Below are 22,749 nucleotides of genomic sequence, written 5' to 3' on the forward strand. Positions count from 1 at the left end.
GGGACCCGAGCGTGGCAGCGGGTTGTGCGGAACCTGTTGGCGCGCGGTGCTGATCCCGTGCCGATCCCGCGCGCGAGGGCTACAGCGGGTCGAGCCTGCGCTTGAGGAGGCAGAACTCGTTGCCCTCCGGGTCGGCCAGCACGTGCCACGACTCGTCACCGGTCTGCCCGATGTCCGCCGGGCGCGCGCCGAGGGCGAGCAACCGCTCCAGCTCGTCCTCCTGGTCGCGGTCGGTGGCGTTGACGTCGATGTGCAGCCGGGGCTTTCCGGGCTCCGGCTCGGCCCTGCGGCTGAGGAACAGCGTGGGCTGCGCGCCGCCGAACCCCTCGCGCGGCCCGATCTCCACGCTGCCGTCGACCTCGCGGTCCAGCACCACGAAGTCCAGCACCTCGCACCAGAACCGGGCCAGCAGCTCCGGGTCGCGGCAGCCGAGCACGAGTTCGCTGATGCGGCACGCCATGAGGACCTCCAGGAGGGCGACTCGGGGGAACGGCGTCCGGACCGTACCCGCCGCCGCGCCCGCCCGCCTCCCGGTTTCCGCCGCCGATGCCCCGATCGCCCCACCGCGTGCACCCGCCGCGCGTCTCAAAATCCCGCGACGCGGGGAAATGCGGGACAAAACCGGCACCCGCCCTTGCCCGCGCCCCCGAAGTCCTCGCATACTGCGAACACCCAAGATCAGCGCCAGTCGAATCCACTTCGCACCGCGTCGACGCGCCGCCCGTCGACCCCCGCCGCCGTCAGACCGGCGCGCGCTGATCACCCCGCAGCTCCCGTGGGCGCGTCCGCGCGCCCGGAGGGGAAGACCGCGCATGGCACCGAAAACCCCGCTCTGGCACCGGACCACCCCGCGCCGCCGCGCGCCCGCCGTCGTCCTCGGCGTCGTCGCGGCCCTGTCGGCGGGCGCGCTGACCGGCCCGGCGGCCTCGGCGGCGGCGCCCGTCACGATCTACGTGGCGGGCGACTCCACCGCCTCCACCTACACCACCTCCCAGTCGCCGAGGGCGGGCTGGGGGCAGGCGCTGCCGGTGTTCCTGAACCCCGGCGCGGTCGCGGCCAACATCGCGAGGTCCGGAGCCAGCTCCAAGAGCTTCATCGACCTCGGCAGGCTCGACCACATCCTGGCCCGGATCAAGCCCGGCGACTACCTGCTGATCTCCTTCGGGCACAACGACTCCAAGGTCGAGGACCCCACCCGCTACACCGAGCCGTCCACGACGTACAAGTCGTACCTGTCGCAGTACGTCGACAAGAGCCGCGCCAAGGGCGCGAAGCCGGTCCTGATCACCCCGGTGGAGCGCCGCCGCTTCACCAGCTCCGGGGCCGCCGCCCCGTCGCACGGCGCGTACCCGGCGGCGATGCGCGAACTGGCCGCCGCCAAGCGGGTTCCGCTGGTGGACCTGACCGCGTCCAGCATGGCGCTGTGGAACCGCGCGGGCGTGGAGGGCACCAAGAAGCACTTCCTGCACCTGGCCGCCGGGCAGTCCCCGAACTACCCGAGCGGGATCGAGGACAACACGCACTTCCAGGGCGCGGGCGCGATCGAGGTCGCCCGGCTGGTCGCGACCGCGCTGAGCGGCCAGGGGATCGTGCCGTCCGGGAACTTCCGGCAGCTCACCGCGACCGTCCCGCCGAGCGCGATCACCTGGCCCACCACGCCGCCCTACTGAGCCCGGAACCGCCGCCGTCGACCACACCGCGACTCGACGAGGAGTTGACGCATGTCACCGCACGGCACCCGCCTGACCGCAGGCACGGCGGCGCTCTCGGCCCCGCTGCTGGCACTCGCGCTGGCCACCCCGGCGCAGGCCGCCACCACGGTCACCGTCGCCGCCGACGGCTCCGGCGACCACACCACCGTCCAGGCCGCAATCGCGGCCGTGTCCTCCGGCTCCACCATCAAGATCAAGCCCGGCACCTACAAGGGCCAGGTCTCCATCCCCGCGAGCAAACCGGGGCTGGTCCTGCAGGGCACGTCCGGCAACTCCGCCGACGTCGTGATCACCGGCAGCACCCCGGCGTCCACGGCGGGCACCGAGGGCAGCGCCACCGTCCTCAACAAGGCCAAGGACACCTCGATCACCGGCCTGACCATGGCCAACACCTACGCCGCGCACGACAGCCAGGCGCTGGCCCTGTACGCGGGCGGCGACCGGCAGGTGTACCGCAACGTGCGGATGCTCGGCTACCAGGACACGTTCCTGTCCTGGGGCGGCACGGGCAGCTCCCAGGTGCGCCAGTACGTCTACAAAAGTTACATCGAGGGCGCCGTGGACTTCATCTACGGCAACGGCGCGCTGGTGGTCGACTCGACCACCATCCAGTCGCTGGACCGGGGCAGCAGCAACAACGGCTACATCACCGCCGCCGCCACCCACTCGTCCAACCCGTACGGCATCCTGATCACCCGGTCCACGCTGAAGGGCCCGTCGGCGGCCAAGACCGTCGCGCTCGGCCGCTGCTGGCACGCGGGTGGCGCGGCCGACGCGATCGGGCAGGTGCTGGTGCGCGACTCCACGCTCGGCGGGCACGTCCGCCAGACCGGCGCGTGGCAGGACATGGGCGGCTTCTCCTGGAAGACCTGCCGCTTCACCGAGCACAACAACTCGGGCGCCGGCGTCACGACCGGGACGGGCGACCGCCCGCAGATGAGCGCCTCCACCGCCGCGAACTACACCGCGCAGAAGTACCTGGCGGGCAACGACGGCTGGAACCCGGTGCAGTAGTCCCCTTGACCGGCAAGGGTTTCCCGGCGGGAAGCGTCCCGCCGGGAAACCCGGTCACGGCCGGTGCGCGTTGGTCCCGCTCTCGCGCACCGAGTCGCACTCGCGCCCCGTCGCGCTCCCGGTCAGCGCGGCCGGGATCGGGTCGCCGTAGTAGCCGTTCCCGTACCGGTTGCCGGAGAAGGTGTTCACCGCCCGCGCGCACACGTCGGCCCGCTCGAACGACCAGTAGCTGAAGATCCCGTACCGACCGGTGCCCCGCTGCGCCCCGTCGTGCGCGGTGCCCGAGCGGAACACGTTGTCCCGCACCACGTTCGCGCCGCTGCCGTCGCTGGCCCGCACCGGGTCGCCGGAGATCGCCTGGAAGGTGTTGCCGTCCACGGTGTTCCGGTCGCTGCCCGCCGTCCGGTCGCCCAGGTTGAACGCCAGGTACACCCCGTGCACGCAACCGGGGCAGTCGCTGTTCTCCAGGTTGCGGAACGAGTTCCCGGTGATCCGCGCGCCGGTCGCGTGGTTGAGGTGCACCCCGGCGTACCCGCCGCCGCCCGGCACCCACGCGTTGCCGATCTGCGCGAACACCAGCCCGCGCACGGTCAGGCCCCGCACCGGCCCGTCCTCGGCCGTGCCGACCGCGCGCACCCCGGCGTCGCCGTACCGCCGCACGGTCATCGGCCCCCGGAACGTCAACGTCCCCGACTTCGGCGCGACCTGCACCCAGTACCCGTCGGCCGCGCGCCCGTCGAACACCACGTCCCCGGTGTTCGGCTGCGGCGCGATCGTGATGCTGCTCCCGGCCGGGGTTCCCCGCCACAGCACCGATTCCGAGTACGTGCCGCCGTGCACGAGCACGGTCGCCTTCGCGGGCTTCTCCGCCGCGATGAGCGCGCGGGCGGCCTCCAGCGTCGGCACCGCGCCGCCCTGCCGCACCCGGACCACCAGCTCGTCCTGCGCCGCCCCGGCGCTGCCCGAGCCCACCAGCAGCGCCGCCGCCACGGCCGCCGCGAGCCGCGCGGTCGCCCCGATCCCCATGCCACACCTCTCCCCGCCGGGGCGCGCCCGCCGCCGGTGTGCGGCAGGCCGCGAACCCCGCCATGCTCGACAACACCGACGCGCCCGGCAGCGGGCGCGTTCCACCACCGACCCCGCCGGGAGGCCGCGGTGCCCGCCGACTCCGGACTGCTCTCGCCCGGCTGGGCGGGCACGGGCGTCGACCGCCTGCTCGACGACCGGGCCTGGGTGCGCGCCGCGCTCGCCGCCGAGGTGGCGCTGGCGCGGGCGCAGGCGAGCGTCGGCGCGATCCCGCAGGAGGCGGCCGAGGCCATCGCAGCGGCGGCCGACCCCGACGCGCTCGACCTGCCCGCGCTGGTCGAGGGCGTGCACGCCACCGGCACCCCGGTGCTCGCGCTCGTCGCCCAGCTCACCGCGCTCGTCCGCGCCGCCGACCCGTCCGCCGCCGACCACGTCCACCGGGGCGCCACCAGCCAGGACGTCCTGGACACCGCGACCGCGCTGCTGTGCCGGGACGCGCTGCGGGCGCTGCGCGCCGACCTGCTGGCCACCGCCGCCGCGCTCGCCGCCCTCGCCGAGCGCCACCGCGACACCCCGATGGCGGGCCGCACCCTCACCCAGCACGCCGTCCCGATCACCTTCGGCCTCAAGGCGGCCGGGTGGCTGACCCAGGTGCTCGACGCCGTCGACCGCCTCGACCCGGTGCTGGCGAGGGGTCTGCCGGTCTCGCTGGGCGGCGCGGCGGGCACCCTGGCGTCCTACGGCCTGCTCACCGGAGGCGACCCGCTGGCCCTGGTCGAGCCGTTCGCCGCCGAACTCGGCCTGGTCCCGCAGTTCCTGCCGTGGCACGCGGCCCGGACCCCGATCGCCGACGTGGCCTCGGTGCTGGCCGTCACCTCCGGCGCGCTGGGCAGGCTGGCGGCCGACGTGGCGGTGCTGTCGCGCACCGAGATCGGCGAGGTCGCGGAACCGGCGGGAGCGGGCAGGGGCGCGTCCTCGGCCATGCCGCACAAGCGGAACCCCGTGCACGCCACCACGATCCTGGCCTCGGCCAGGCAGGTGCCAGCCCTGGTCGCGGTGCTGCACCAGTGCATGGTGGTCGAGGACGAGCGCTCGGCGGGCGGCTGGCACGCCGAGTGGCAACCGCTGCGCGAGGCCCTGCGCCTGGTCCTGGGCGCGGCCAGGAACGCCGCGGCGCTGACGGCGGGCCTGCGCGCGCTCCCGGACCGGATGCGGGCGAACCTCGCGCTGACCGGCGGCGCGATCGCGTCCGAGCGGCTGGTCGCGGCGCTCGCGCCGGTGCTGGGCGCGGCGCAGGCCAAGCGCCTGCTGGCGGAGGCGGCAGCCGCCCACCCGGACGACCTGGCGGGCGGGCTGCACGCCGCGCTGGCGGGGCGCGGGCCGGACCTGGCGGCGCTGCGCGCGCTGTGCGACCCGAGCGGGTACACCGGCGCGGCGGGGCGGCTGGTCGACCGGGCGGTGGAGCGCTGGCGGGGGTTCGGGGAAGGCGGGTGAGCGCCCTGGCCGGGTAAGGCGAGGCGCTCAGCGCCAACGATTCCCTGGAGCGGTCGCGCGGCACCCTGCCCGCCGCGCGACCGGGGCCTCGATCAGGGGCAGTCAGGCAAGGGCTTCCCCGGAGTCAGCACCACCGACTTGACCCGTCCCAACTCCTTGTCGGGACCACGCACCTCCGGGCAGACGCGCACGACCGGCGGCGCGTCCCCGGTCCTGTTGCCGTCGTTGTCGAACATGATCGGGCCACCCGCGCCGAGCACCGACAGCTCGGCCGAGATGAAACTGCCGATGATGCCGTTGACACCCGCTCGGCGCCCACCCTCCTTGGGCAGCGCGTGCACCGCCTCCGCCACCACTTTCATCGCGTCGTGCCCGTTGACCGCCCAGCCCGCGTCCACGTGCTCCGGCACGGCTCTCTCCTCCAGACCGTGCGCGGCGGCGAAGGCCTTTGCGAACTTGGCGAAGTCGTCGCGGCCCGAGGTGGAACCACCGGTCTGGTCCGCTCCGCCCACCAGCGCGGTGACCAGCTTGATCCGGCCGCTGGTGAAGCTGTTCGAGGTGAGCGCCTCCTGCCGCAACCTCTCGGCGTTCACGTCGCTCTCCTTCGCCCGCACGCGCTGACCGTCCGACGTGCTCACCACGGTGACCGAGGACGGCTGGCACAGGCCGCGGGAGAACGCCTCGTCGAGCGTCCGCAGGAAGCCCGCCAGATCACGTCCCCTGGCGAGGTACCCGACCGTGATGTCCCCCGCTTCCGCGCAGATCGCGCGCTTCGTCAGCTCCACGCCCTGAGGTTCCTCGGTGTCGAACTTGATCTCCTTGGGCGCTCCGCCGAACTGCTTCCGCATCAGCGGGAGCGCCGTGCACGTGTAGGGGTCATCGGTCTTCAACGGGACCAGGATGAAGTCCAGGCGTGCGGGCAAGACCTTGTGCAAGGCCGACATCTGCACCGAACCGGGGAACGCGACGCGGTAGTAGTAGCTCTTGCCGATCCCGTCCCGGTACTCCCGTCCTTCCTCGCTGCACGCGCTGAAGTCGGGCTTCGGCTTGCCGGAAGTCCCCTGGTCGAACCCCTCCGCCGTGATCAGGTCGGAGACCATGGGGATCTTCCGCTCCGCCAGCGCGTTCGCGACCCGTGCCGTCTTCACGTCGCTGAGCCCGATCCCGACCACGGCGACGACTCCCGAGGGGTGTTCGGCGAGAGCGGTGGCGACCGCGACCGGATCGCCGTCGCCCCCGTAGTCACCCAGGTTGCCGACCAGCACCTTGATCGGCTGGAGGCAGTCCGGCTCACCATTGGCCCGCGCCTGGCCGGTCAGGATGCCTTCCAGCTCCTGCACCGCGCGAGTGCCTGCCATCGGGTCGGTCATGGTCAGCAGGACCCCGACGGTGACCGCGGGCCGCGAGTCCGACCCGCAGTCCCGCTCCGCAGAGCCGTTCTGCTGCTCGGCGACCTTCATGGCTGGTTCGAAGGCCGCCTCATCGAAGGCGTACGGGCCCCCAGACAGGCCGACGCACTTACCACCGGCTTCCCAGATCTCCCGGTCCGGCCAGAGCCCGTCCCGGCACGACCACCGGTGAGTCCACTGCGGGACGACGCTCGCGATCCCGGCCACCAGCACGACGACCAGCACCGCCAAGAGCAAACGCGTCCAATGCTCCGGTCGGCGCTTGTGCCCCGCTGACCGTCCTTTCGGGAACAACCCGAACCTGTACTCCACGCTCTCAGCCTCGTTTTCTGCTGCGGCTCTCGTAGTGCTGTGCGCGCCGGATCAGCGGCACGGGGTCCTGCGCGTACGGCACCAGGTAGCGGAAGCCCAGGGCCGCGTGGACGCAGTACGTCTCCGCCCATTGGGCTCCTGAGCCACCTGGGTTGTGCTCGATCAAGGGCACCACTCCGAGCAGTTGCTGCGCGAACGTCGTCGCGCTTACTAGTGCGGCGCTGATCGGCTTCGGTTCTTCCCCCCTCGGGTTCAGCTCCGCCGCGACGGTGTCGAACAGCGCGAGCCAGTCGGTGGTCGGCATCTCCTTTAGTGCTTCGACCAGTTCCCCGGCCACGGCGTCGCGTGCGCCCGGCTCACCGAGCAGCAGGGTGTGCCGCAGTCGCCCGGCTTGGTCGTCCGCGTGCTCCCGCAACGTCCGCAGCACCACCTCCCAAGCTGCTTCGTGCCCCGCTCCGCGCTGGGACAGGGCGCGCAGGCCCAGGTAGCGGACCAGTGGGTGCAGTTCCTCGTACCCGGTCGCGTCCACGGCCGCGTCGCGGTTCCACAGAGCGGGGGACGAGTGCAACGCGGAGTTCAAGTCGAAGGGGTAGGGCAGCAGCGGGACGAGGACCTGCGCCTCACCGACGTTCCTGGCGGCGGACAACGTGATCAATGCCTCGACCTGCTGCCCGTTCCACGGTGGCACCTCGTGCAGGAACAGTTCGAGCAGCGGGAAGAGGAGCCGGTCGGCCAGTTCCGCCAAGCAGGACAGTCCCTGCTCCTTTTCACCCGCACGCTTCCCCAAACCGAAGTCGAGTTCCTCCAGCACGAGCTTCGCGGCGCCGGGATGGCCGTGCGTGAGCCGGTGCACCGCGTGGCCGATCGAGGCCGTGCCGATGTTCGAGGGCGAGAGGATGTCGTCGGCCAGGCGGTTGACCTGCTTGGGCGACAGGCCGGGCAGGCGCACCCTCGTCCACAGGCCGGAGTCCGGCTCCAGCCCAGGGGGCTCCTCCAGCAGCGCGGGGGCGGCCACGTCCTCGGTCATCTCGACGACGAGCGCGCCCGAGCTGGTGACGACGGTGGCGAGCCGGTCGGAGCCGTTGCGGCGCGGGGAACTCCCGGAGTCAGCGAGCGCCTGCCGCACGCGCAGGAGGGCGGAGAAGAACGCCGTGGCCCTCGGCGAATCCCCGTCGTCGACCAGGACCACGACGTCAGCGGCCGGCCTCCGCACGCGGGCCAGGCTGTCCCGCAGGTCGGCGAGCAGTGCCGCGACGAGCAGGTCGTCCACGGCGCAGCGGTTGTGGTGGTCTTGACGGTGGGCCTGGAAGCCGAGTTGGAGCCTGGCTTGCTCGGCGTTCAAGTGCAAGTCCTGGTCCTGGTGCCCGAACCAGGCGAGCGCGTCCTCGCTCCAGCGGGTGCGGCGGGACAGGAACGGGCGATCCAGCAGACCGATGACCTGGTCGACAACCTCGCGCTCGGTGTCCCCGGTCACGTCGGCGTCGCACGACGATCTGCGCAAGTCCTTCGTCTCAGCGAGAAGTTCCTTGACCAATCTGCTCAGCACTGCGCGGTCCCGGTGCACGTCGGTCTGCGTGCGCAAGAGCGCCAACGACCCCGTCGGATCACCGGGCGAGAGTCCGGCGCGGATGGCGATCTGCGCGAGTAGGAGGCGTTCGAACGACAGCGGGTATCCGGGGGCGCCACCGCTCAACCCGACCTGGATGGCCGTGAGCAGCGGCCTCGTCGCCTCGTCAGCGCTCTCGCAGCCCGGCGTTATCCGAACCACGGGGGTCTTGAACTCCCAGTTCCGCTGAACGGTTCGCAGCAGCGCGGTGCGGCCGGAGCCACCACAGCCCTCGACCACCAGCGCCCGTCCCGTCGTGGGGTTCCGCTCGCTCCCGCCAGGCTCGACCATGCGGTCGATCAGTCGGAGCAACTCGGTCCTCCCGACGAACAAGTCCTTCTTCGCCATCCAAGTCCCACCTCCCCTTGTGGATTGCAGTGGACTGCACCGGACTTTAGAACCGGGGGGATCAGAAGAAGTCCCTCGTTGTCGGCGCCTTCACCTGGAAAGTTGTTTTATTCACCTGTTCGCCGGATCCGGTGAATCGTCAAGCAGGTCAAAAGGGGGGTCGGTATGGCGCTCGGTGCTGCCGTTGGGGTGATTAGTGTGAACTCGTTCGGAGTAGTTGTAGTCAAAACTTTCAGTGGATCCGCAAAATTGCTGAGTGAATAAGTTTCAGGTAATCTCGTGTCCGCTTCCCAGGATTTTCAATATGTTGACCGATGTTTTTTCATGAGTACCCTGAGCTGCGTTTCCCCGCTCCGGCGAATCGTCTGCGAAGCAGTGGTGGACCGTGGGGACGAGTGACGGCTTCGGTGGAGGGGCGCTGTGGGGGAGATCGAGTTTCGCCGTGCCGAACTCAGGCGCGTGCTGGGGGATGCTGCGGAGTGGCTGAGGGCGAAGTCGGATTTCGACGGGTTGCCGACCGGGAGCGAGTCCGTTGAGCTCGACGTGGACACGATCAACCGGTACCGCACCCGCGCGTCGTCGGCACTGATCAACATCGGAATGGTGGGGACGTTCTCCTCGGGAAAGAGCTTCCTGGTGAGCGCGCTCCAGGGGAAATTGGACTACGCCCCGGTGCGCGGTGAGGACGGCATGTCGTCCGACAGGTACCTGGGGCTCCTGTACTCGTCCGGCCGGGCCACCACGGTGTGCCCTGCGTCCGTGCAACCGGTCGACGACTCGTCCGGGGTGGACGCTTCCGGTCGCGGGTTCCTGCGCGTGAGCTTCGCGGACCAGCCGTCGCAGTGGCACGACATCGGGAACTCGCCCGATCAGCGCAAGCTCGCCGCCTACACCTCGTCCGACGAGCAGGCCGCAGCCGAATCCAGGAGTGCGGAGCACCTCGGTCGGACGTTGGCGGAGGTGGAAGTACTGATCTCCGGCCCGGAGATGCCCGCCAAGCTCTACGACCTGCCCGGCACCGAGTCCCCGCACGCGCTGCACGACGTCATCGCGGAACGGGCGTGGCAGGACTCGGACTGCTTCGTCTTCGTCACCCAAGCCACGCGCACCTTGTCCCAGCCCGACCTCGACCTGATCAACAAGTTGCACGAGCACCACGTGAGGGCGATGGGCAAGAAGGTCCTCTGGGTGATGACGGGGATCGACCGCGCCGCGACGATCGACTACCGGGACCGGGCGGAGTGGCAGGAGACCCTGGCGCGAAACGACGCCTACCTGCGGGAGAGCCTGCACGGGGTCGATGGGGTCGACAAGTTCATCGGCCGGGGGTTCATCCCGGTCTCCGCGGCCTGGGAGGCCAGGGGAAGGTGGCTCCGCGCCCAGGGCGACGAGGGCGATCGCCTCGGAGGGGAGAACCTGATCGCGCGCAGTGGGATGCACGCGCTCCGCGACGAGTTGCGGGATCTCATCGCCGCGGGCACCGGCAGGCGGCACCTGTCCACCGTGGCGCACGAGGCGAAGATGGTTCTCGTCCCCCACCACCGCGCGCTGGTGGAGTACCTGGACTCGGCGAGGTTGCCGCTGGAGCGGCTCGCGACCGAGCGCGAGGACCTCGCCGAGCGGGCACTGCACCTCAAGACCGCGATCGACGCGCTGCGCGAGCAGCTGGAAAGCGCTTTGCGCGCCCACTTGCGCAACGTGCGGCACAGCTTCCGCGGCCTCGCCGGGCACCTGCGGGAGGTGCTGGCGGACGAGGTCGACGGGGTCGATCTGACGAAGGAGAAGGAAGTCGCGCGGCTGGACGCCTTGAAGGAACGGGTGCTCCAGCAGTGGGTCGCGCACGAGGAGAACGGCCCCGGTCGGGTCTGGGGGCGGGGGTACCGCGAGTTCACCAACGGCGTCCTCGCCACCGTCCGAGCCGCCGTCGACGAGACCTGGAGGGTGGACATCAAGTCGGTGGGCGCGTCGCGCGTCGACCTGGACGAGATCATGGTCGAGCCCTCTCCACGCCACCGCACCGAAGGCGCGGACATGATCAGCACGATCAGCGGTTGGACCGGGATCTCCACTCCGGTGGCAACGGCTGTGGCCGCCCTCGCCACCGGCACCCCCGCGATCACGGGGTTGGCGGCTCCCGCCCTCGTCACGGTGCTCGCCACCGCCATCTACTGGGTGCGCACGAGGGGGGAGCGGCGGCAGAGCAGCAGGGACCTCCTCCGCGAGGAGTGGGTAGACGACCTGAAGACCGTCGCCGACCAGTACTGCGAGAGCTACCTGCTGGCCGCTGGCGCACGTGGCACCGTGCTCATCGACCGCGCCGTCGAACTCCTGTCGCAACGCCGTGACGAGCTGTCCCTGAAGATCATCGTGGTGGAGAGCAGGCTGGCCGCTCCCGGCAACCTCGACCTGAGCGAGACCATCGCGCGCCTGGAGCCGCTCTGCCGGAAGGGCGAGAGCCTGCTGGCCGAGCTGACCGGGTTCATCGAGTAGCGATCACCGGGACCGGTCGCGTCGTGCCGCGACCGGTCCCGGTGGAGGTCCGCTCTGCCGTGTTCTCGTTGTGAGCAAGCACCCAGTTCCGCCTCCTCCGGTGCCAGACCTCGTGCCGAGGCGCTCCACTGCCCTGAACTGCGGCTCGTGCACGAACCCCGCCCACCTCCCCGCCGCCGCCATCAGGTCCAGTGGGCGCCGGGCCCGTGCCGCGCGGGCGTGAGGAGGAGCCGTGCCGCCCGACCCGCTCGACGTGCCCGCCCACGACCCCGACGCGCTGCGCCAGGTCCGCGCGCTGGTCGCGGAGAGCACCTCGGGCATGGCCCCCGTCCGCCCCCTTCACGCCCCCGCGCCGATCACCGTCCGGGCCGGTCGCCGGGGTGGGCTGCCCTTCGACAGCCTCACCTCCGACCTCCACCTCGGCTGCCTCCCCGTCACCCAGGTCTGCTACGGCAGCTGCTTCGCCGCGCGGACCGCGTTCGGCGCCGGGTTCGACTTCGGCGTCCGCGTGCGGAACCACCTCGACGCGGACGTGCTGCGCGCCGACCTCGCGGCGCTGCCCGACGGGCAGCGGTTCCTGCGCAACGAGTGGAACAGCGACGCCTCCTGGGACTGGCGCGGCGCGCGCGAGCTGGCCGACCTGGTGCGCGGGTCCGGGCGCCGCACCGTGTTCGTCACCAAGCACTTCCACCCGATCCCGCCGGACGCGCTGGCCGGGCTCGTCGCGGCGGGGGCGGAGCTGCGGGTGTCGGTCAGCGCGCTGGACACGCCAGGACAGCTGCGGCAGCGGCTCGCCGGGCTGCTGTCCTACCGGGACGCGGGCGGCGTGGCCGTGCCGGTGGTGATGAGCTCCCGCTACGCGGACGAGCGGCTCGGGCGCAGGCAGGACGGGCTGGTCGACTGGATCACCGCGCACGACCTGCCCGGCGCGGAGAACAGCCTGCGGTTCCCGCCGCACCTCCCGGTGACCGCGCTGCTGGACCGGGGCCGCGTCGGCGTGCTCGACGGCAGCGGCGACCTGTGGGCGGGCAGGCTCTACGGCGACCGGTTGCCCGTGCCCACGATCACCGCCGTCCCCGCCGGCTACCCAGGGTTGCCGTGGCGTCACCGGTCCGAAGTGGACGGTGACCTGATGGCGTCCTGGACGTGCGACCCGGTGCCCTCGCACGAGGAGGTCGTGTCCGGCGCCAGGCTGGCGAAACCGGAGCAGTGCGGCGTCTCCCGGACCTGGGTCCGCGCGCCCGGCCCCTCCGGTTCCGCACGGGCCCCGCGTGAACCGTAACGCGGTTGTGAACACCTTCCGCGATCATTGGGCGCATGAATGTAAACACTGCGTAGCAGTGCTTGGTACCCGCGCTCACCAGGGCTTACCCTCCTGCGCCATGAGGGCGATCGCGGTGGCCGCGATGTTGGCGTTGATGTCGATCGGGTCGGCCTGGTTGTGGGGTGGCGCGGTCGCCGAGGGCTGGGCGTTCGCCTTCGCGCCCGAGTGCGGAGCCGTCGAGCGCGAGGACTGCGTGTTCGAGGAGCGCGTCACGGTGTCGAGCGCGTTCCGCGACTACGACGGCTCGGCGCAGCTGAAGTCGAAGGACGAGGGCGGCATCGAGCACGTCATCGCCGGACTGCCCAGCTGGGACGACGTCAACCGCGTCGTCCCCGCCACGCCCGCCGAGGTCACCCTGGTGCGGTTCGCCGGGCGGACCCTGGACGTGGTCGGCGCGAGCGGCGAGCGCGTCACGGTGTCCCCCGTGGCGGACGGCTCGTCGGCGAAGCTGCTGATGTGCGGCATCGCCGTGGTCGGCCTGTCCCTGCTGGTCCCGGCGGCCTGGTTCCGCAAGGGCGCGGCGGGCGCGGCGGCCGGTCTGTTCGCCGCGCTGGGCGCGGGCACCCTGGTGCCCAGGAGCATCGCGATCCCGCTGGAGATCCTGGTGTTCGTGGTGGTGAGCGCGCTCGTGGCGGCGCTGTTCCTGCTGCACAAGCCGTCTCCGACGCAGGCGGGGCCCGCGTCGGTCGCGTGAGGCGGTTCCCGCCGGGGCCCGTCCCCGGCGGGTGGCGCCCCGCCTCAGCCCGCCGCCCGCGCGACCTCCCTCGGGGCGGGACCCCTGTGACCGGCCGATCCCCTGGCGCAGGCGCGCGGCAGGTCGGGCAGCGCGTACCGGCCGGGGGAGCGCTCGGCCAGCAGGTGGACCGAGGCCAGTTCGGCCAGCAGGTCGGCCGCCCGCTCCGGTGAGCAGCCCGCCAGCACCGCCGCGCACGACGCGCCGACCCCGTCGTCCGCGCACCCGGCCAGCAGCCGGAGCAGGCGCGCCGCGTCCGCGCCCACCGCCCCGCGCGCCCAGGCCAGCGCGGCCCGCACGTCCGTCGCCGGGTCGTCGCTGTCGCCCAGGACGTCCAGCCCGGACCGGCTCAGCTCCTCGGCCAGCGCCGCCAGCGGCAGCCCTGGGCGGGTGGCCGCGCGGGCGGCGACGGCGGCCAGCGCCAGCGGGAGCCCGGCCGTGGCGGCGGCCAGGCGGTCAACGGCTCGCGGTTCGGCCGAGGTCCTGGCCGCGCCGAGCCGGGCGGTCAGCAGGTCGCGCGCCTGACCGTGGGGGAGCGCGCCCAGTGGGAGCGGGTGGGCGCCCACGCCGGTGATCAGGCCGGTGAGGGCGCCCCGGCTGGTCACCAGGGCCAGGCAGCCCGGCGCGGCGGGCAGCAGCGGGCGGACCTGGGTGGTGTCGCGGGCGTCGTCCAGCAGCACCAGGACCCGCTTGCCGTCCAGCAGGCCCCGGTACAGCGCGGCCCTGCGGTCCGGGGCGGACGGGACGCGGTCCTCGGGCACGCCCAGCGCCTCCAGCAGGTCCCGCAGCGCCTCGGCCGGGCGCCGGGGCGCGGTGGAGCCGCGCAGGTCCACGTGCAGCTGGCCGTCCGGGAAGCGGCCCCGCGCCCGGTGCGACCAGTGCACCGCCAGCGCGCTCTTGCCGACGCCCGCCGCGCCGGACACCGCGCAGACCACCGCCGCCGTCGGCGTCGGCAGCGCGTCCAGGCGGGACAGCTCCCCGGACCGGCCGGTGAAGCCGCGCACGTCCACGGGCAGCTGCGCGGGCCCCGCGCTCGGCTCCTGGCCCGAGGCCGCGACCAGGAAACCGGTCAGGTCGGCGTCCGCGAGGCCGAGCGCGCCCGCCAGCAGGCGCACCGTCGCCGCCCTCGGCGCGCAGGTCCGACCGTTCTCGATCTTGCCGATGCTGCGCAGCGCCACCCCGGACCGGGCGGCCAGGTCCTCCTGGGTCAGCGACAGCCGCCGCCGGTGCGTGCGGACCAGGTCACCGAACACCGGCGCCGTCCTTCCCGGCGGGGCGCCCGCGATCGGAACGTGCCTGCGAAGTGCCGGTCAGGGACCTGGGTTCCGGCGCGGCGGCGCGCGATGGTTGAGGAGTTCCCGCCACGGTCGTCGGGAGTAATTCAGCGGGGCGGCGAAGAATGGGGGAGGTGCTCGTGGGGAAAGCGGTTCCGTGGTCGTTCGGTCGCACGTCGAGTCGCGCTGCGGAATTCCTTGTCACGAGTGATCCCCCTCGTCAGGCGCTGGTGCGCTGGCGATCTTTATAGCCCGCTGCGGTCTCGCAAGCCAACGGTCTTCGGCCTGTTCGGTCGGTTAACCGCAGTCTTGCCCGGTTTCTGTGAACGCCCTCGCGGTCCGCCGCCGTGATTTGTGGAATCCACCTGCGATCGATGGAGCTGATTGTTGTGAAGAAGTGGATGAAGGCCCTGGTGGCGACCGCCGTGGTGGTCGGCTCGGCGTCGGTCCTGCCCGCGACGGCGCTGGCCGCCCCCGCCGTCGTCGCGGCGCCCGCCTCCGCCCAGAGCGCCCAGTCCGGTGACGTCGGCGTGCTCGCGGTGGTCAACCTCGGCCTGAGCACCACCCAGGCCAAGTACGTGCAGTGCTGGCTCGCCGACTACTGGAACTACACCGACGGCATCGACGGCCAGCTGGGCACCAACAGCTGGAAGGCGTTCCAGCGCGGGCTCAAGGCCTACTGGGGCTACACCGACTCGATCGACGGCGACCCCGGCCCGAACACCATCAAGGCGCTGCAGCGGCTCCTGAAGGCGGACTACGGCTACACCGGCGCCATCGACGGCGACCCCGGTTCGGGCACCCAGGCCGCGTTCAAGCGCTTCGCGAACACCTCGTCCGGCCACTGCTGATCCTGCTGCCGGGGGCGGGACGTCCTCGGGCGTCCCGCCCCCGGCTCACCCGGACTCCCCGCCCACCAGGCGGATGTTCGGCCCCAGGTCCACGTCGTGGCTGCCCGCCCCCGGCCGCTCGACGGACACCCGCAGCCCCGTGCTGCGCAGCGCCTTCGCCCGCTGCAGCGCGATCCGGCGGCCGGTGTGCTCGAGGCCGGGGTAGAGGGAGCTGTTCGTGGTCTGCGCGGGGTGCTTGCGGTAGAGCCAGGTCACGGCGTGGTCGTGCCAGCCGGGGGTCAGCTCGGACAGGGCGACCAGCGCGCCCAGCTCGTCGTCGACCGGCACGCCGGTCCAGCCGCCCAGCGCGCGCAGGGTCTCCGTCCTGGCCGCGAGGCCACCCCCGTGCAGGGGCCAGTTGCCGCCGCGCTCCTCGGCCCAGCGGTTCACCGCGCCCGGCGGCACCGGGCCGTGCGGCAGGTCCGGCGGGAACGGGCGGCGCGTGCCGTCGGGGAGCAGGTCGTCCGCCGACATCACCGCCCAGTGCACCGGGTGCTCCTCGAAGCGGCTGATCAGGGTGGCGAGCGCGTGCGGCAGCAGGACGTCGTCGTGGTCCAGGTTCTGCACCAGCTCGCCGGTCGCCCGCGCCAGCGCCAGGTTGCGGGTCGCGGCGATGCCGAGCCTGACGCCGTTGCCCGCGTAGCGCGCCCCGCCGACCCGGTCGGCCAGCGCGGGGGCCTCGCCGTCCTCCTGGACCAGCCACTCGCACGCCCAGCCCGGCGGGAGTTGTTGCGCGGCAACGCTCCTGGCCGTCTCCGCCAGGTAGTGGGCGCTCGGGGCGTGCGCCGCGGTGATCACCGAGATCGTGCGCATGGGACCTTCCGGTTCGTCAGCTGCTTCGGATCTTCTCCAGCGCGGCGAGGAACGCCTCCGCCGACCGCTCCCAGTCCATGCCCTCGGCGGTGCGCCTGCCCGCCTCGACCAGCCGGGCGCGCAACGCCCCGTCGCCGATCAGGGATAGCACCGCCCCGGCCATGCCGTCCGCGTCGCCGACGTCCACCAGCAGGGCGTTGCGCCCGTGCGCGCAGAAGTCCTCCACCCCGCCGTTGCGGGTGCTCACCACCGCCGTGCCGCAGGCCATCGCCTCCGCGACCGGCAGGCCCCAGCCCTCGTGCACCGAGGAGCACAGGTGCACCGCGCTGCCCCGGTAGGCGTGGCTGGCCTGCTCGGGACCGTTGCGGGCGCGCGAGTACCCCGCCCACGCGGGAAGTTCGGGGTGCCTGCGCTCGGGGCCGAACGCGTTGACCCGCAGCTCGGGCAGCTCCGCGCGCACCGCCCGCAGCGCGGCGATCGCGGTGGACGAGCCCTTCTGCGGGCCGGTGCCGAGCAGGACGCTCACGCTCGCGCCCCTCGGCGGGTCCGGGTCGGGCGGGCGGTACGCGGCGTGGTCCAAGCCGTTGCGCGCCAACGAGATCCGCTCGTCCGGCACGCCGAGTCCGCGCAGCTTCCCGGCCAGGTGCTCGGACACCACGACCTTGGGCAGCGCCGAGCGCAGCACCGCGTCCACCTCGCCGGGGTCCGGGACGCCCCAGATCTCGTAGCCCTGCACCAGGTGCGCCGGGCGGCCGTGCCGGGGCTGGGCCGACAGGAGCAGCCGCGCGGTGGTCCAGTAGGTGGCCACGGTGACGTCGGCGTCGGGCAGCGCTCCGGGGGACAGCTCGTCGACCATGACCATCCGCACGGCCGGGTCGACCCGCGTCCAGCGCAACCAGCGGTGGAGGCCGTCGGGTCTCCTGCTGTGCCAGCGGTCCCGCGCGATCTCGCGGCAGTGCTTGACCGGCCTGCGCCAGCCCTCGCGCCACCGCTCGTGCACCACGGTCACCTCGTGGCCCCGGCGGGTGAGCCGGTTCGCGTGCTCGTAGACCACGCGGAACCCGCCGCTCGGCAGCCGGGAGAACACCGGGAGGACGAACGTGACCCGCATGGCCGCAGTGTGGCACAGGGCGCGCCGCCGTGACGGGCGCGCGGCGGGCGCGCGGCGACGCCGACGACCGCACGGGCGGCCGTCGACGCCGAGGGGAAGTCGGCTCAGTACAGGAAGTTCCGGTACGGGCCGTTCAGGATGCCGTTCTTCTGGGACTGGTTGAAGTGCGTGTTCGGGTAGTCGTAGAACGAGGCCGACATCGGGGTGCCGTCGGTGAAGCTGGAGTCCGGCAGGCCGAGGGCGTGCCCCAGCTCGTGCACCATCCCGCCGTACCAGCGGTTCATCGGCCCGTTGACCCCGGCGGCCCCGTCCGCGTCGTGCCCGGACAGGATCACCCAGCCGCCACCGCCGCCACCGCCCGCGCCCGGTCCCTCGGCCCGGATCTCACCGACGTTCAACCACCGGTTGTCCGGCGCGCCCAGCCCGAGCCGCCGCAGCAGCTCCTGCTGCATGTTGAACACCGTCCACCAGTACCGCTCCGAACCGTTCGGGGTGTTCTCGTACCAGCTGCGCACGCGCTCACCGGTGATCACCTCGACCACCGGGTCGTTGAGCCGGAACGTCTTCCCCAGCTCCTGCTTGTAGTACCGCTGCGCCTCGACCATCACCCGCGCGATCCCGTCCGCGTACCGCTGGTCGGGGGCCACGTCGGACGGCACGAGCAGGTGCACCCGCACCGTGCCGGTCGGGGGCGCCAGCGCTTCCACCGGGGCCGCCTGCGCGGCGGGCGAACCGGCCAGCGCGCCTGTCAGCACCAGGGACAGCAGGGGGACGAGCACCTTCCGCAAACGCGTCATCGCGTCCTCACATCCGCTCGGATCTGCCTTGGCGGCGGCGGTCACCGTGCTCCCCCTGCCCACCACTGTCGCAGCCGAAAAGGTTTTCGGCAACAGGTGGTTCCGGAACGCCCGCGTCCGTACACAGAGGACTGCGTTCGGCCTTCCGGGCGCGGGGGCCGAATTCCCGGTCCGGGTGAGCAACCCCTGATGAGCGCGTGCGTCTTTCGGAGGGCAAGGAGCACCACGGCCGCCGGATGATCATCCGGTGGCGACTCATGGGGGAAAGTCATGAATGCTCGATTCGCTTCAGCCTGCGCTTTTTCGGGTCTGGTCCTGCTGTCCGGCGCGGGGGTCGCCGGTGCCCAGGAAAGCACTGTCCCGTCCGGGGTCGCCTGGGCGTGGCGCAGGCGGGCCTGATGCGCCGGATCGGTTCGGCGGTGGCGGTCCTGGCGACCGCCGCCGCGCTGCTCTCCGGGTGCGCGGCGTCCGACGTCGCGCCCCCTGCGCCGACCTCGCCGCCCTTGTCGACCTCGGTGACCGCGAGCACCGCCACCGCTCCGAGCGCTGACGTCGCGCGGCCGACCGGGGTGCGCGTCCCGAAGCTCGGGGTGTCCTCGTCGCTGGTCGACCTCGGGCTCAACCCCGACGGGACCGTGCAGGTCCCACCGGTCGAGCAGCCGGAGCAGGCCGGCTGGTTCACCGGCGCGCCCAGGCCGGGCGAGCCGGGACCGGCGGTGGTCCTGGGCCACGTCAACGGCGGCGGGCGCGCGGGCGTCTTCTCCCGGCTGCACGAGCTCGTCGCGGGTGACGAGGTCCTCGTCGACCGGGCGGGCGGCGGGACGGCGCGGTTCGCGGTGACCCGCGTGGACCGGGTGGCGAAGGACGGCTTCCCCACCGAGCAGGTCTACGGCGACACCCAGGGGCCCGAGCTGCGGCTGATCACCTGCGGCGGCGAGTTCGACGAGTCCGCCCGCGGCTACCGGGACAACGTGATCGCCTACGCGGTCCTGCTCCCCTGACGCGCCAACCGGATCAGCGCTCCCGCGGCCAGCACCGCCGCGCCCGCGACCACCGAGCCGAGCGGGAGCGCGACCGCCAGGAGCAGGCAGCCGACCAGTCCGACCACCGCCACCGCGCGGACCGGTCGGCTGCCGCCCAGCGTCCACGCGGACGCGTTGGCGATCGCGTAGTACACCAGCACCGCGAAGGAGGAGAACCCGATCGCCCCGCGCAGGTCCACTGCGGACACCAGGACCGCGACCACCGCGCCCACCGCCGTCGCGGCGCGGTGCGGCACCCCGTGGCGCGGGTGCACGGCGGTCAGCGCGCGCGGCAGGTGGCCGTCCCGCGCCATGGCCAGCGCGGTGCGGGACACGCCGAGCACCAGCGCCAGCAACGCCCCCAGCGCGGCCAGCGCCGCTCCCGCCCGCACCACCGGCGCCGACCACGGCCACCCGGACGCGGCGGCGGCCAGCGGATCGGTCGCCGAGGCCAGCCCGCCCGGTCCGAGCGCGTCGAGCAGCGCCACCGCGACCACCGCGTACACCGGCAGCGCGATCGCCAGCGAGGCCGCGACGGCGCGCGGGATGGTGCGGGCCGGGTCGCGCACCTCCTCGCCGAGCGTGGTGACCCGCGCGTACCCGGCGAACGCGAAGAACAGCAGTCCGGCCGACTCCAGCACGCCCAGCGGGCCGACGTCCCCGGTCCAGGTCCGGCCCGCGCCGGGCGCCGGGGCGATGACCACCAGCGCCAGCACGAGCAGCACCAGCGCCACGATCACCGCCGTGGCGGCCAGCGACTTGCGCACGCCCGAGCAGGTCAGCGCGGTCACCACCAGCACGGCGGCCACGGCGAGTGCGGCGCGCGCGGGCCGCCCGGCGTCGGGCAGCGCGTAGGCCGAGGCGGTCAGCGCCATCGCCGCGCACGACGCCGTCTTGCCCACCACGAACCCCCACCCGGCCAGGTGCCCCCAGAACGGCCCGAGCCGCTCGCGCCCGTGGGCGTAGGCGCCGCCGGACACCGGGTGGCGGGCCGCGAGGCGCGCCGACGACGCGGCGTTGCAGCAGGCGACGACGGCGGCGATCGCCAGTCCCGCGAGCAGCCAGGTCCCGGCGGCGCGGGCGGCGGGCGCGAAAGCCGCGAACACTCCCGCGCCGAGCATCGCGCCCAACCCGGTGAGCGTCGCGCCGCCGAGGCCCAACCGGCGGGCGAGCGGGGGTGGGGGCACGGGCGCGTCCTTCGGATCGGGGGCGACCGGGTGAGTGCACCACGTCCCCGGCGCGACCCGCCCGCGCGAACCCCGACTGTTCACCCCCGCGCCGGGAAACGTCAGCCGCGCGGCGCGCCCCTGCGCTTGCGCGGCGCGGCGGAGCGGGGCGGCACCGCGCGCATGTGGTCGCGGACCGGGGCGAGGAGCCCGGCGAGGGTGGTGACGTCGTCGCGGGAGAGCGGCTCGAACAGCAGCCCGCTGACCACCTCGACGTGCCCCGGCAGCACCTCCACCAGCAGCGCGCGCCCGGCGTCGGTGATCGTGACGGTGACGCTGCGCTCGTCGTCCGGCGACGGGGCGCGGGTGACCAGCCCGGCCTTCTCCAGCAGGCCCGCCTGGTAGGTCAGGCCGCTGCGGCTGTAGACGACGCCGTCGGCGAGGTCGGTCATCCGGTGGCTGCCGGTGGGGGAGTCGCCGAGCCGGGCGAGCAGCTGGAACTGCACGTAGCTCAGGTCGCCCGCTTCGCGCAGCTGCTGCTCCACGGCGTGCCGCAGCAGGCTGGTGACCTCGATGAGGTCGAAGTAGGCGCCGAGCTGCACGGGGTCGAGCGACGGCGGGGTGTCGGCCATGCCGCCGAGTCTACTGCTTTGAATTCAAAGCACCGTGGCGCAGGTCACTTTGCTTCAAATTCAAAGCAACGCTAGTGTTCTCCCCAGTTACTTCGAACTCGAAGCAACACCGAGCGAGATGAGGCTCTCCCATGAAGGCAGTGCGCTTCCACCAGTACGGCGCCCCCGAGGTCCTGGTCCTGGAGGACGTCGAGCTCCCCACCCCCGGCGCGGGCGAGGTCCGGATCAAGGTCGCGGGCACCTCGTTCAACCCGGTCGACGGCAACATCCGCGCCGGGTTCATGCAGGGCCCCATCCCGGTGGCCCTCCCGCACACCCCCGGCCTCGACGTGGCGGGCACCGTCGACGCGCTCGGCGAGGGCGTCACGAACGTCCGGGTCGGCGACGCGGTCGTCGCCTTCCTGTCCATGACCGGCGTCGGCGCCTCCGCCGAGCACGTGGTCACCGCCGCCGAGGCGGTGGCGCCCGCGCCGAAGTCCATCCCCCTCGCCGACGCCGCCGCGCTCCCGGTGGTCGGCCTGACCGCCTGGCAGGCCCTGTTCGACCACGGCGGCCTGGTCGCAGGCCAGCGCGTCCTGGTCAACGGCGCGGGCGGCTCGGTCGGCGGCCACGCGATCCAGCTCGCCAAGGCCGCGGGCGCCCACGTGATCGCCACCGCCAGCCCCCGCACCGCCGACCGCGTCCGGGCCGCAGGCGCCGACGAGGTCGTCGACCACACCACGGTCGCCCTGGCCGACGCGGTGACCGAGCGGGTCCACCTGGTGCTCAACCTCGCCCCGGTCGCCCCGGAGCAGCTCGCGGCGCTGACCGACCTGGTCCACGACGGCGGGATCGTCGTGAACACCACGGTCTGGATGCCCGCCCCGACCGACGAGGCGCGCGGCGTGCGCGGCGTGAACCTGTTCGTCCGCAGCGACGCCGCCCAGCTGGCCGAGCTCGGCGAGCGGGTCGACCGGGGCGAGCTGCGGGTGGACGTCGCCCGCCGCGTGCCGCTGGCCGAGCTGCCGTCGGTGCACGCCGAGTCCACGACGCTGCCCGGCAAGGTCGTGGTCCTGGTGTGACCCCGGTGGGCCGCGACCTCCCCGCGCCTCACCCGCGCGGGGACGCGGTCGGGCGGCCTGGTGTCGGGTTCGGGTCGTGCTGTCGGCCTGTGGTGGGCTACCGCCCGTTGTGGCGGAAATTTCATTGGTGATTCGGCCTTTAAGTGGCTGTTTGTGTACCTAGTGGCGTGTCTCGGAGGGTTGACCCGGTAATCGGTCTGGTGGGCTGATCGGCCAGGCTGGTCTCGCATGTCGAGTGCGGGAGGTGGCTGTGGCTCGTCGACCGAGCGTGTTTGTCCGGCCCTTATCGATGGAGGAGGGCCGGAAGATCCAGCGGATCACCAGGACCTCGAAGGATCCGGTGCGGCTGCGGCGGGCGATCGTGGTGCTGATGTCGGGCCAGGGTCAGGCGGTCCGGGACATCACCTCGTTGATGCAGGTGAGCGAGGACTACGTGCGTGAGGTGATCCACACGTTCAACGAGCGGGGGTTCACGGCGCTGGACCCAAAATGGAGCGGCGGGCGGAGTCGGACGA

The 22,749-nt window shown here is 73.0% G+C and carries 20 protein-coding genes; 10 read left to right on the plus strand and 10 right to left on the minus strand.

The window, feature by feature from the left end:
* Nucleotides 1-79: 79 nt before the first annotated feature.
* Nucleotides 80-460, minus strand: coding sequence for a VOC family protein (locus tag LV78_RS23640; protein WP_253847803.1), 381 nt, complete (start codon nt 458-460; stop codon nt 80-82).
* 352 nt (nt 461-812) lie between these two features.
* Between LV78_RS23640 and LV78_RS23645 the strand changes: the two genes are divergently transcribed.
* Together LV78_RS23645 and LV78_RS23650 are read left to right on the plus strand one after the other, a co-directional pair.
* Nucleotides 813-1,670, plus strand: a complete 858-nt coding sequence (locus tag LV78_RS23645) for a rhamnogalacturonan acetylesterase (RefSeq protein ID WP_253847804.1) — start codon at nt 813-815, stop codon at nt 1,668-1,670.
* Between the two features lie 51 nt (nt 1,671-1,721).
* Nucleotides 1,722-2,726: a pectinesterase family protein gene (locus tag LV78_RS23650; protein WP_253847805.1), complete on the plus strand. Its 1,005-nt coding sequence runs from the start codon at nt 1,722-1,724 to the stop codon at nt 2,724-2,726.
* A gap of 54 nt (nt 2,727-2,780) precedes the next feature.
* Here LV78_RS23650 and LV78_RS23655 read toward each other — a convergent pair whose 3' ends face one another.
* Nucleotides 2,781-3,752 carry a right-handed parallel beta-helix repeat-containing protein gene (locus LV78_RS23655; protein WP_253847806.1) on the minus strand — a complete coding sequence of 324 codons (972 nt, stop codon included), beginning with the start codon at nt 3,750-3,752 and terminating at the stop codon, nt 2,781-2,783.
* A 129-nt stretch (nt 3,753-3,881) separates the two neighbouring features.
* On the opposite strand from LV78_RS23655, the gene pcaB reads away from it, so the two are divergent.
* Nucleotides 3,882-5,246 carry a 3-carboxy-cis,cis-muconate cycloisomerase gene (gene pcaB / locus LV78_RS23660; RefSeq protein ID WP_253847807.1) on the plus strand — a complete coding sequence of 455 codons (1,365 nt, stop codon included), beginning with the start codon at nt 3,882-3,884 and terminating at the stop codon, nt 5,244-5,246.
* 92 nt (nt 5,247-5,338) lie between these two features.
* Here the strand turns inward: pcaB and LV78_RS23665 are convergent, their stop codons facing one another.
* A complete protein-coding gene (locus tag LV78_RS23665; RefSeq protein WP_253847808.1) occupies nt 5,339-6,880 on the minus strand; it encodes an ABC transporter substrate-binding protein in 1,542 nt (513 codons plus the stop codon).
* A gap of 91 nt (nt 6,881-6,971) precedes the next feature.
* Complete coding sequence (locus LV78_RS23670) at nt 6,972-8,921, minus strand: hypothetical protein (RefSeq protein ID WP_253847809.1); 1,950 nt, start codon at nt 8,919-8,921, stop codon at nt 6,972-6,974.
* Between the two features lie 459 nt (nt 8,922-9,380).
* Between LV78_RS23670 and LV78_RS23675 the strand changes: the two genes are divergently transcribed.
* From LV78_RS23675 to LV78_RS23685, 3 genes are all read left to right on the plus strand, one after another.
* Nucleotides 9,381-11,411: a dynamin family protein gene (locus tag LV78_RS23675; protein WP_253847810.1), complete on the plus strand. Its 2,031-nt coding sequence runs from the start codon at nt 9,381-9,383 to the stop codon at nt 11,409-11,411.
* A gap of 232 nt (nt 11,412-11,643) precedes the next feature.
* Nucleotides 11,644-12,693 carry a hypothetical protein gene (locus tag LV78_RS23680; protein ID WP_253847811.1) on the plus strand — a complete coding sequence of 350 codons (1,050 nt, stop codon included), beginning with the start codon at nt 11,644-11,646 and terminating at the stop codon, nt 12,691-12,693.
* Between the two features lie 100 nt (nt 12,694-12,793).
* Nucleotides 12,794-13,429 carry a hypothetical protein gene (locus LV78_RS23685; RefSeq protein ID WP_253847812.1) on the plus strand — a complete coding sequence of 212 codons (636 nt, stop codon included), beginning with the start codon at nt 12,794-12,796 and terminating at the stop codon, nt 13,427-13,429.
* Nucleotides 13,430-13,473: 44 nt separating this feature from the next.
* On the opposite strand, the gene LV78_RS23690 is transcribed toward LV78_RS23685, so the two are convergent.
* On the minus strand, nt 13,474-14,721 hold the full coding sequence (locus tag LV78_RS23690; protein WP_253847813.1) for a helix-turn-helix domain-containing protein: 1,248 nt from the start codon (nt 14,719-14,721) through the stop codon (nt 13,474-13,476).
* Between the two features lie 395 nt (nt 14,722-15,116).
* On the opposite strand from LV78_RS23690, the gene LV78_RS23695 reads away from it, so the two are divergent.
* Nucleotides 15,117-15,593, plus strand: coding sequence for a peptidoglycan-binding domain-containing protein (locus tag LV78_RS23695; protein ID WP_253847814.1), 477 nt, complete (start codon nt 15,117-15,119; stop codon nt 15,591-15,593).
* 45 nt (nt 15,594-15,638) lie between these two features.
* Here LV78_RS23695 and LV78_RS23700 read toward each other — a convergent pair whose 3' ends face one another.
* The 3 genes from LV78_RS23700 to LV78_RS23710 all read right to left on the minus strand — a co-directional run bounded on the left by LV78_RS23700 (nt 15,639) and on the right by LV78_RS23710 (nt 18,353).
* Nucleotides 15,639-16,445, minus strand: a complete 807-nt coding sequence (locus LV78_RS23700; protein WP_253847815.1) for a glycosyltransferase family 2 protein — start codon at nt 16,443-16,445, stop codon at nt 15,639-15,641.
* Nucleotides 16,446-16,461: 16 nt separating this feature from the next.
* The gene (locus LV78_RS23705; RefSeq protein WP_253847816.1) at nt 16,462-17,556 is read right to left on the minus strand and encodes a glycosyltransferase family 4 protein; all 1,095 of its coding nucleotides are present in this window, start codon (nt 17,554-17,556) and stop codon (nt 16,462-16,464) included.
* Nucleotides 17,557-17,660: 104 nt separating this feature from the next.
* Nucleotides 17,661-18,353: a hypothetical protein gene (locus tag LV78_RS23710; RefSeq protein WP_253847817.1), complete on the minus strand. Its 693-nt coding sequence runs from the start codon at nt 18,351-18,353 to the stop codon at nt 17,661-17,663.
* Between the two features lie 398 nt (nt 18,354-18,751).
* On the opposite strand from LV78_RS23710, the gene LV78_RS23715 reads away from it, so the two are divergent.
* Nucleotides 18,752-19,354, plus strand: a complete 603-nt coding sequence (locus LV78_RS23715) for a class F sortase (RefSeq protein ID WP_301307217.1) — start codon at nt 18,752-18,754, stop codon at nt 19,352-19,354.
* Here the strand turns inward: LV78_RS23715 and LV78_RS23720 are convergent.
* A complete protein-coding gene (locus LV78_RS23720; protein ID WP_253847819.1) occupies nt 19,333-20,562 on the minus strand; it encodes an APC family permease in 1,230 nt (409 codons plus the stop codon). The two genes, LV78_RS23715 and LV78_RS23720, sit on opposite strands and share 22 nt — an antisense overlap.
* Nucleotides 20,563-20,663: 101 nt before the next feature.
* Nucleotides 20,664-21,173: a MarR family winged helix-turn-helix transcriptional regulator gene (locus LV78_RS23725; RefSeq protein ID WP_253847820.1), complete on the minus strand. Its 510-nt coding sequence runs from the start codon at nt 21,171-21,173 to the stop codon at nt 20,664-20,666.
* 131 nt (nt 21,174-21,304) lie between these two features.
* On the opposite strand from LV78_RS23725, the gene LV78_RS23730 reads away from it, so the two are divergent.
* Nucleotides 21,305-22,234 (plus strand): NADP-dependent oxidoreductase, encoded by a 930-nt coding sequence (locus LV78_RS23730; protein ID WP_253847821.1) that lies wholly within the window; start codon nt 21,305-21,307, stop codon nt 22,232-22,234.
* A gap of 289 nt (nt 22,235-22,523) precedes the next feature.
* Nucleotides 22,524-22,749: helix-turn-helix domain-containing protein (locus LV78_RS23735; protein WP_253847822.1), on the plus strand; the 226-nt coding region annotated here is incomplete at its 3' end.

The organism is Actinosynnema pretiosum, from assembly GCF_024171695.1.
Classification (GTDB): Bacteria; Actinomycetota; Actinomycetes; order Mycobacteriales; family Pseudonocardiaceae; genus Actinosynnema; species Actinosynnema pretiosum.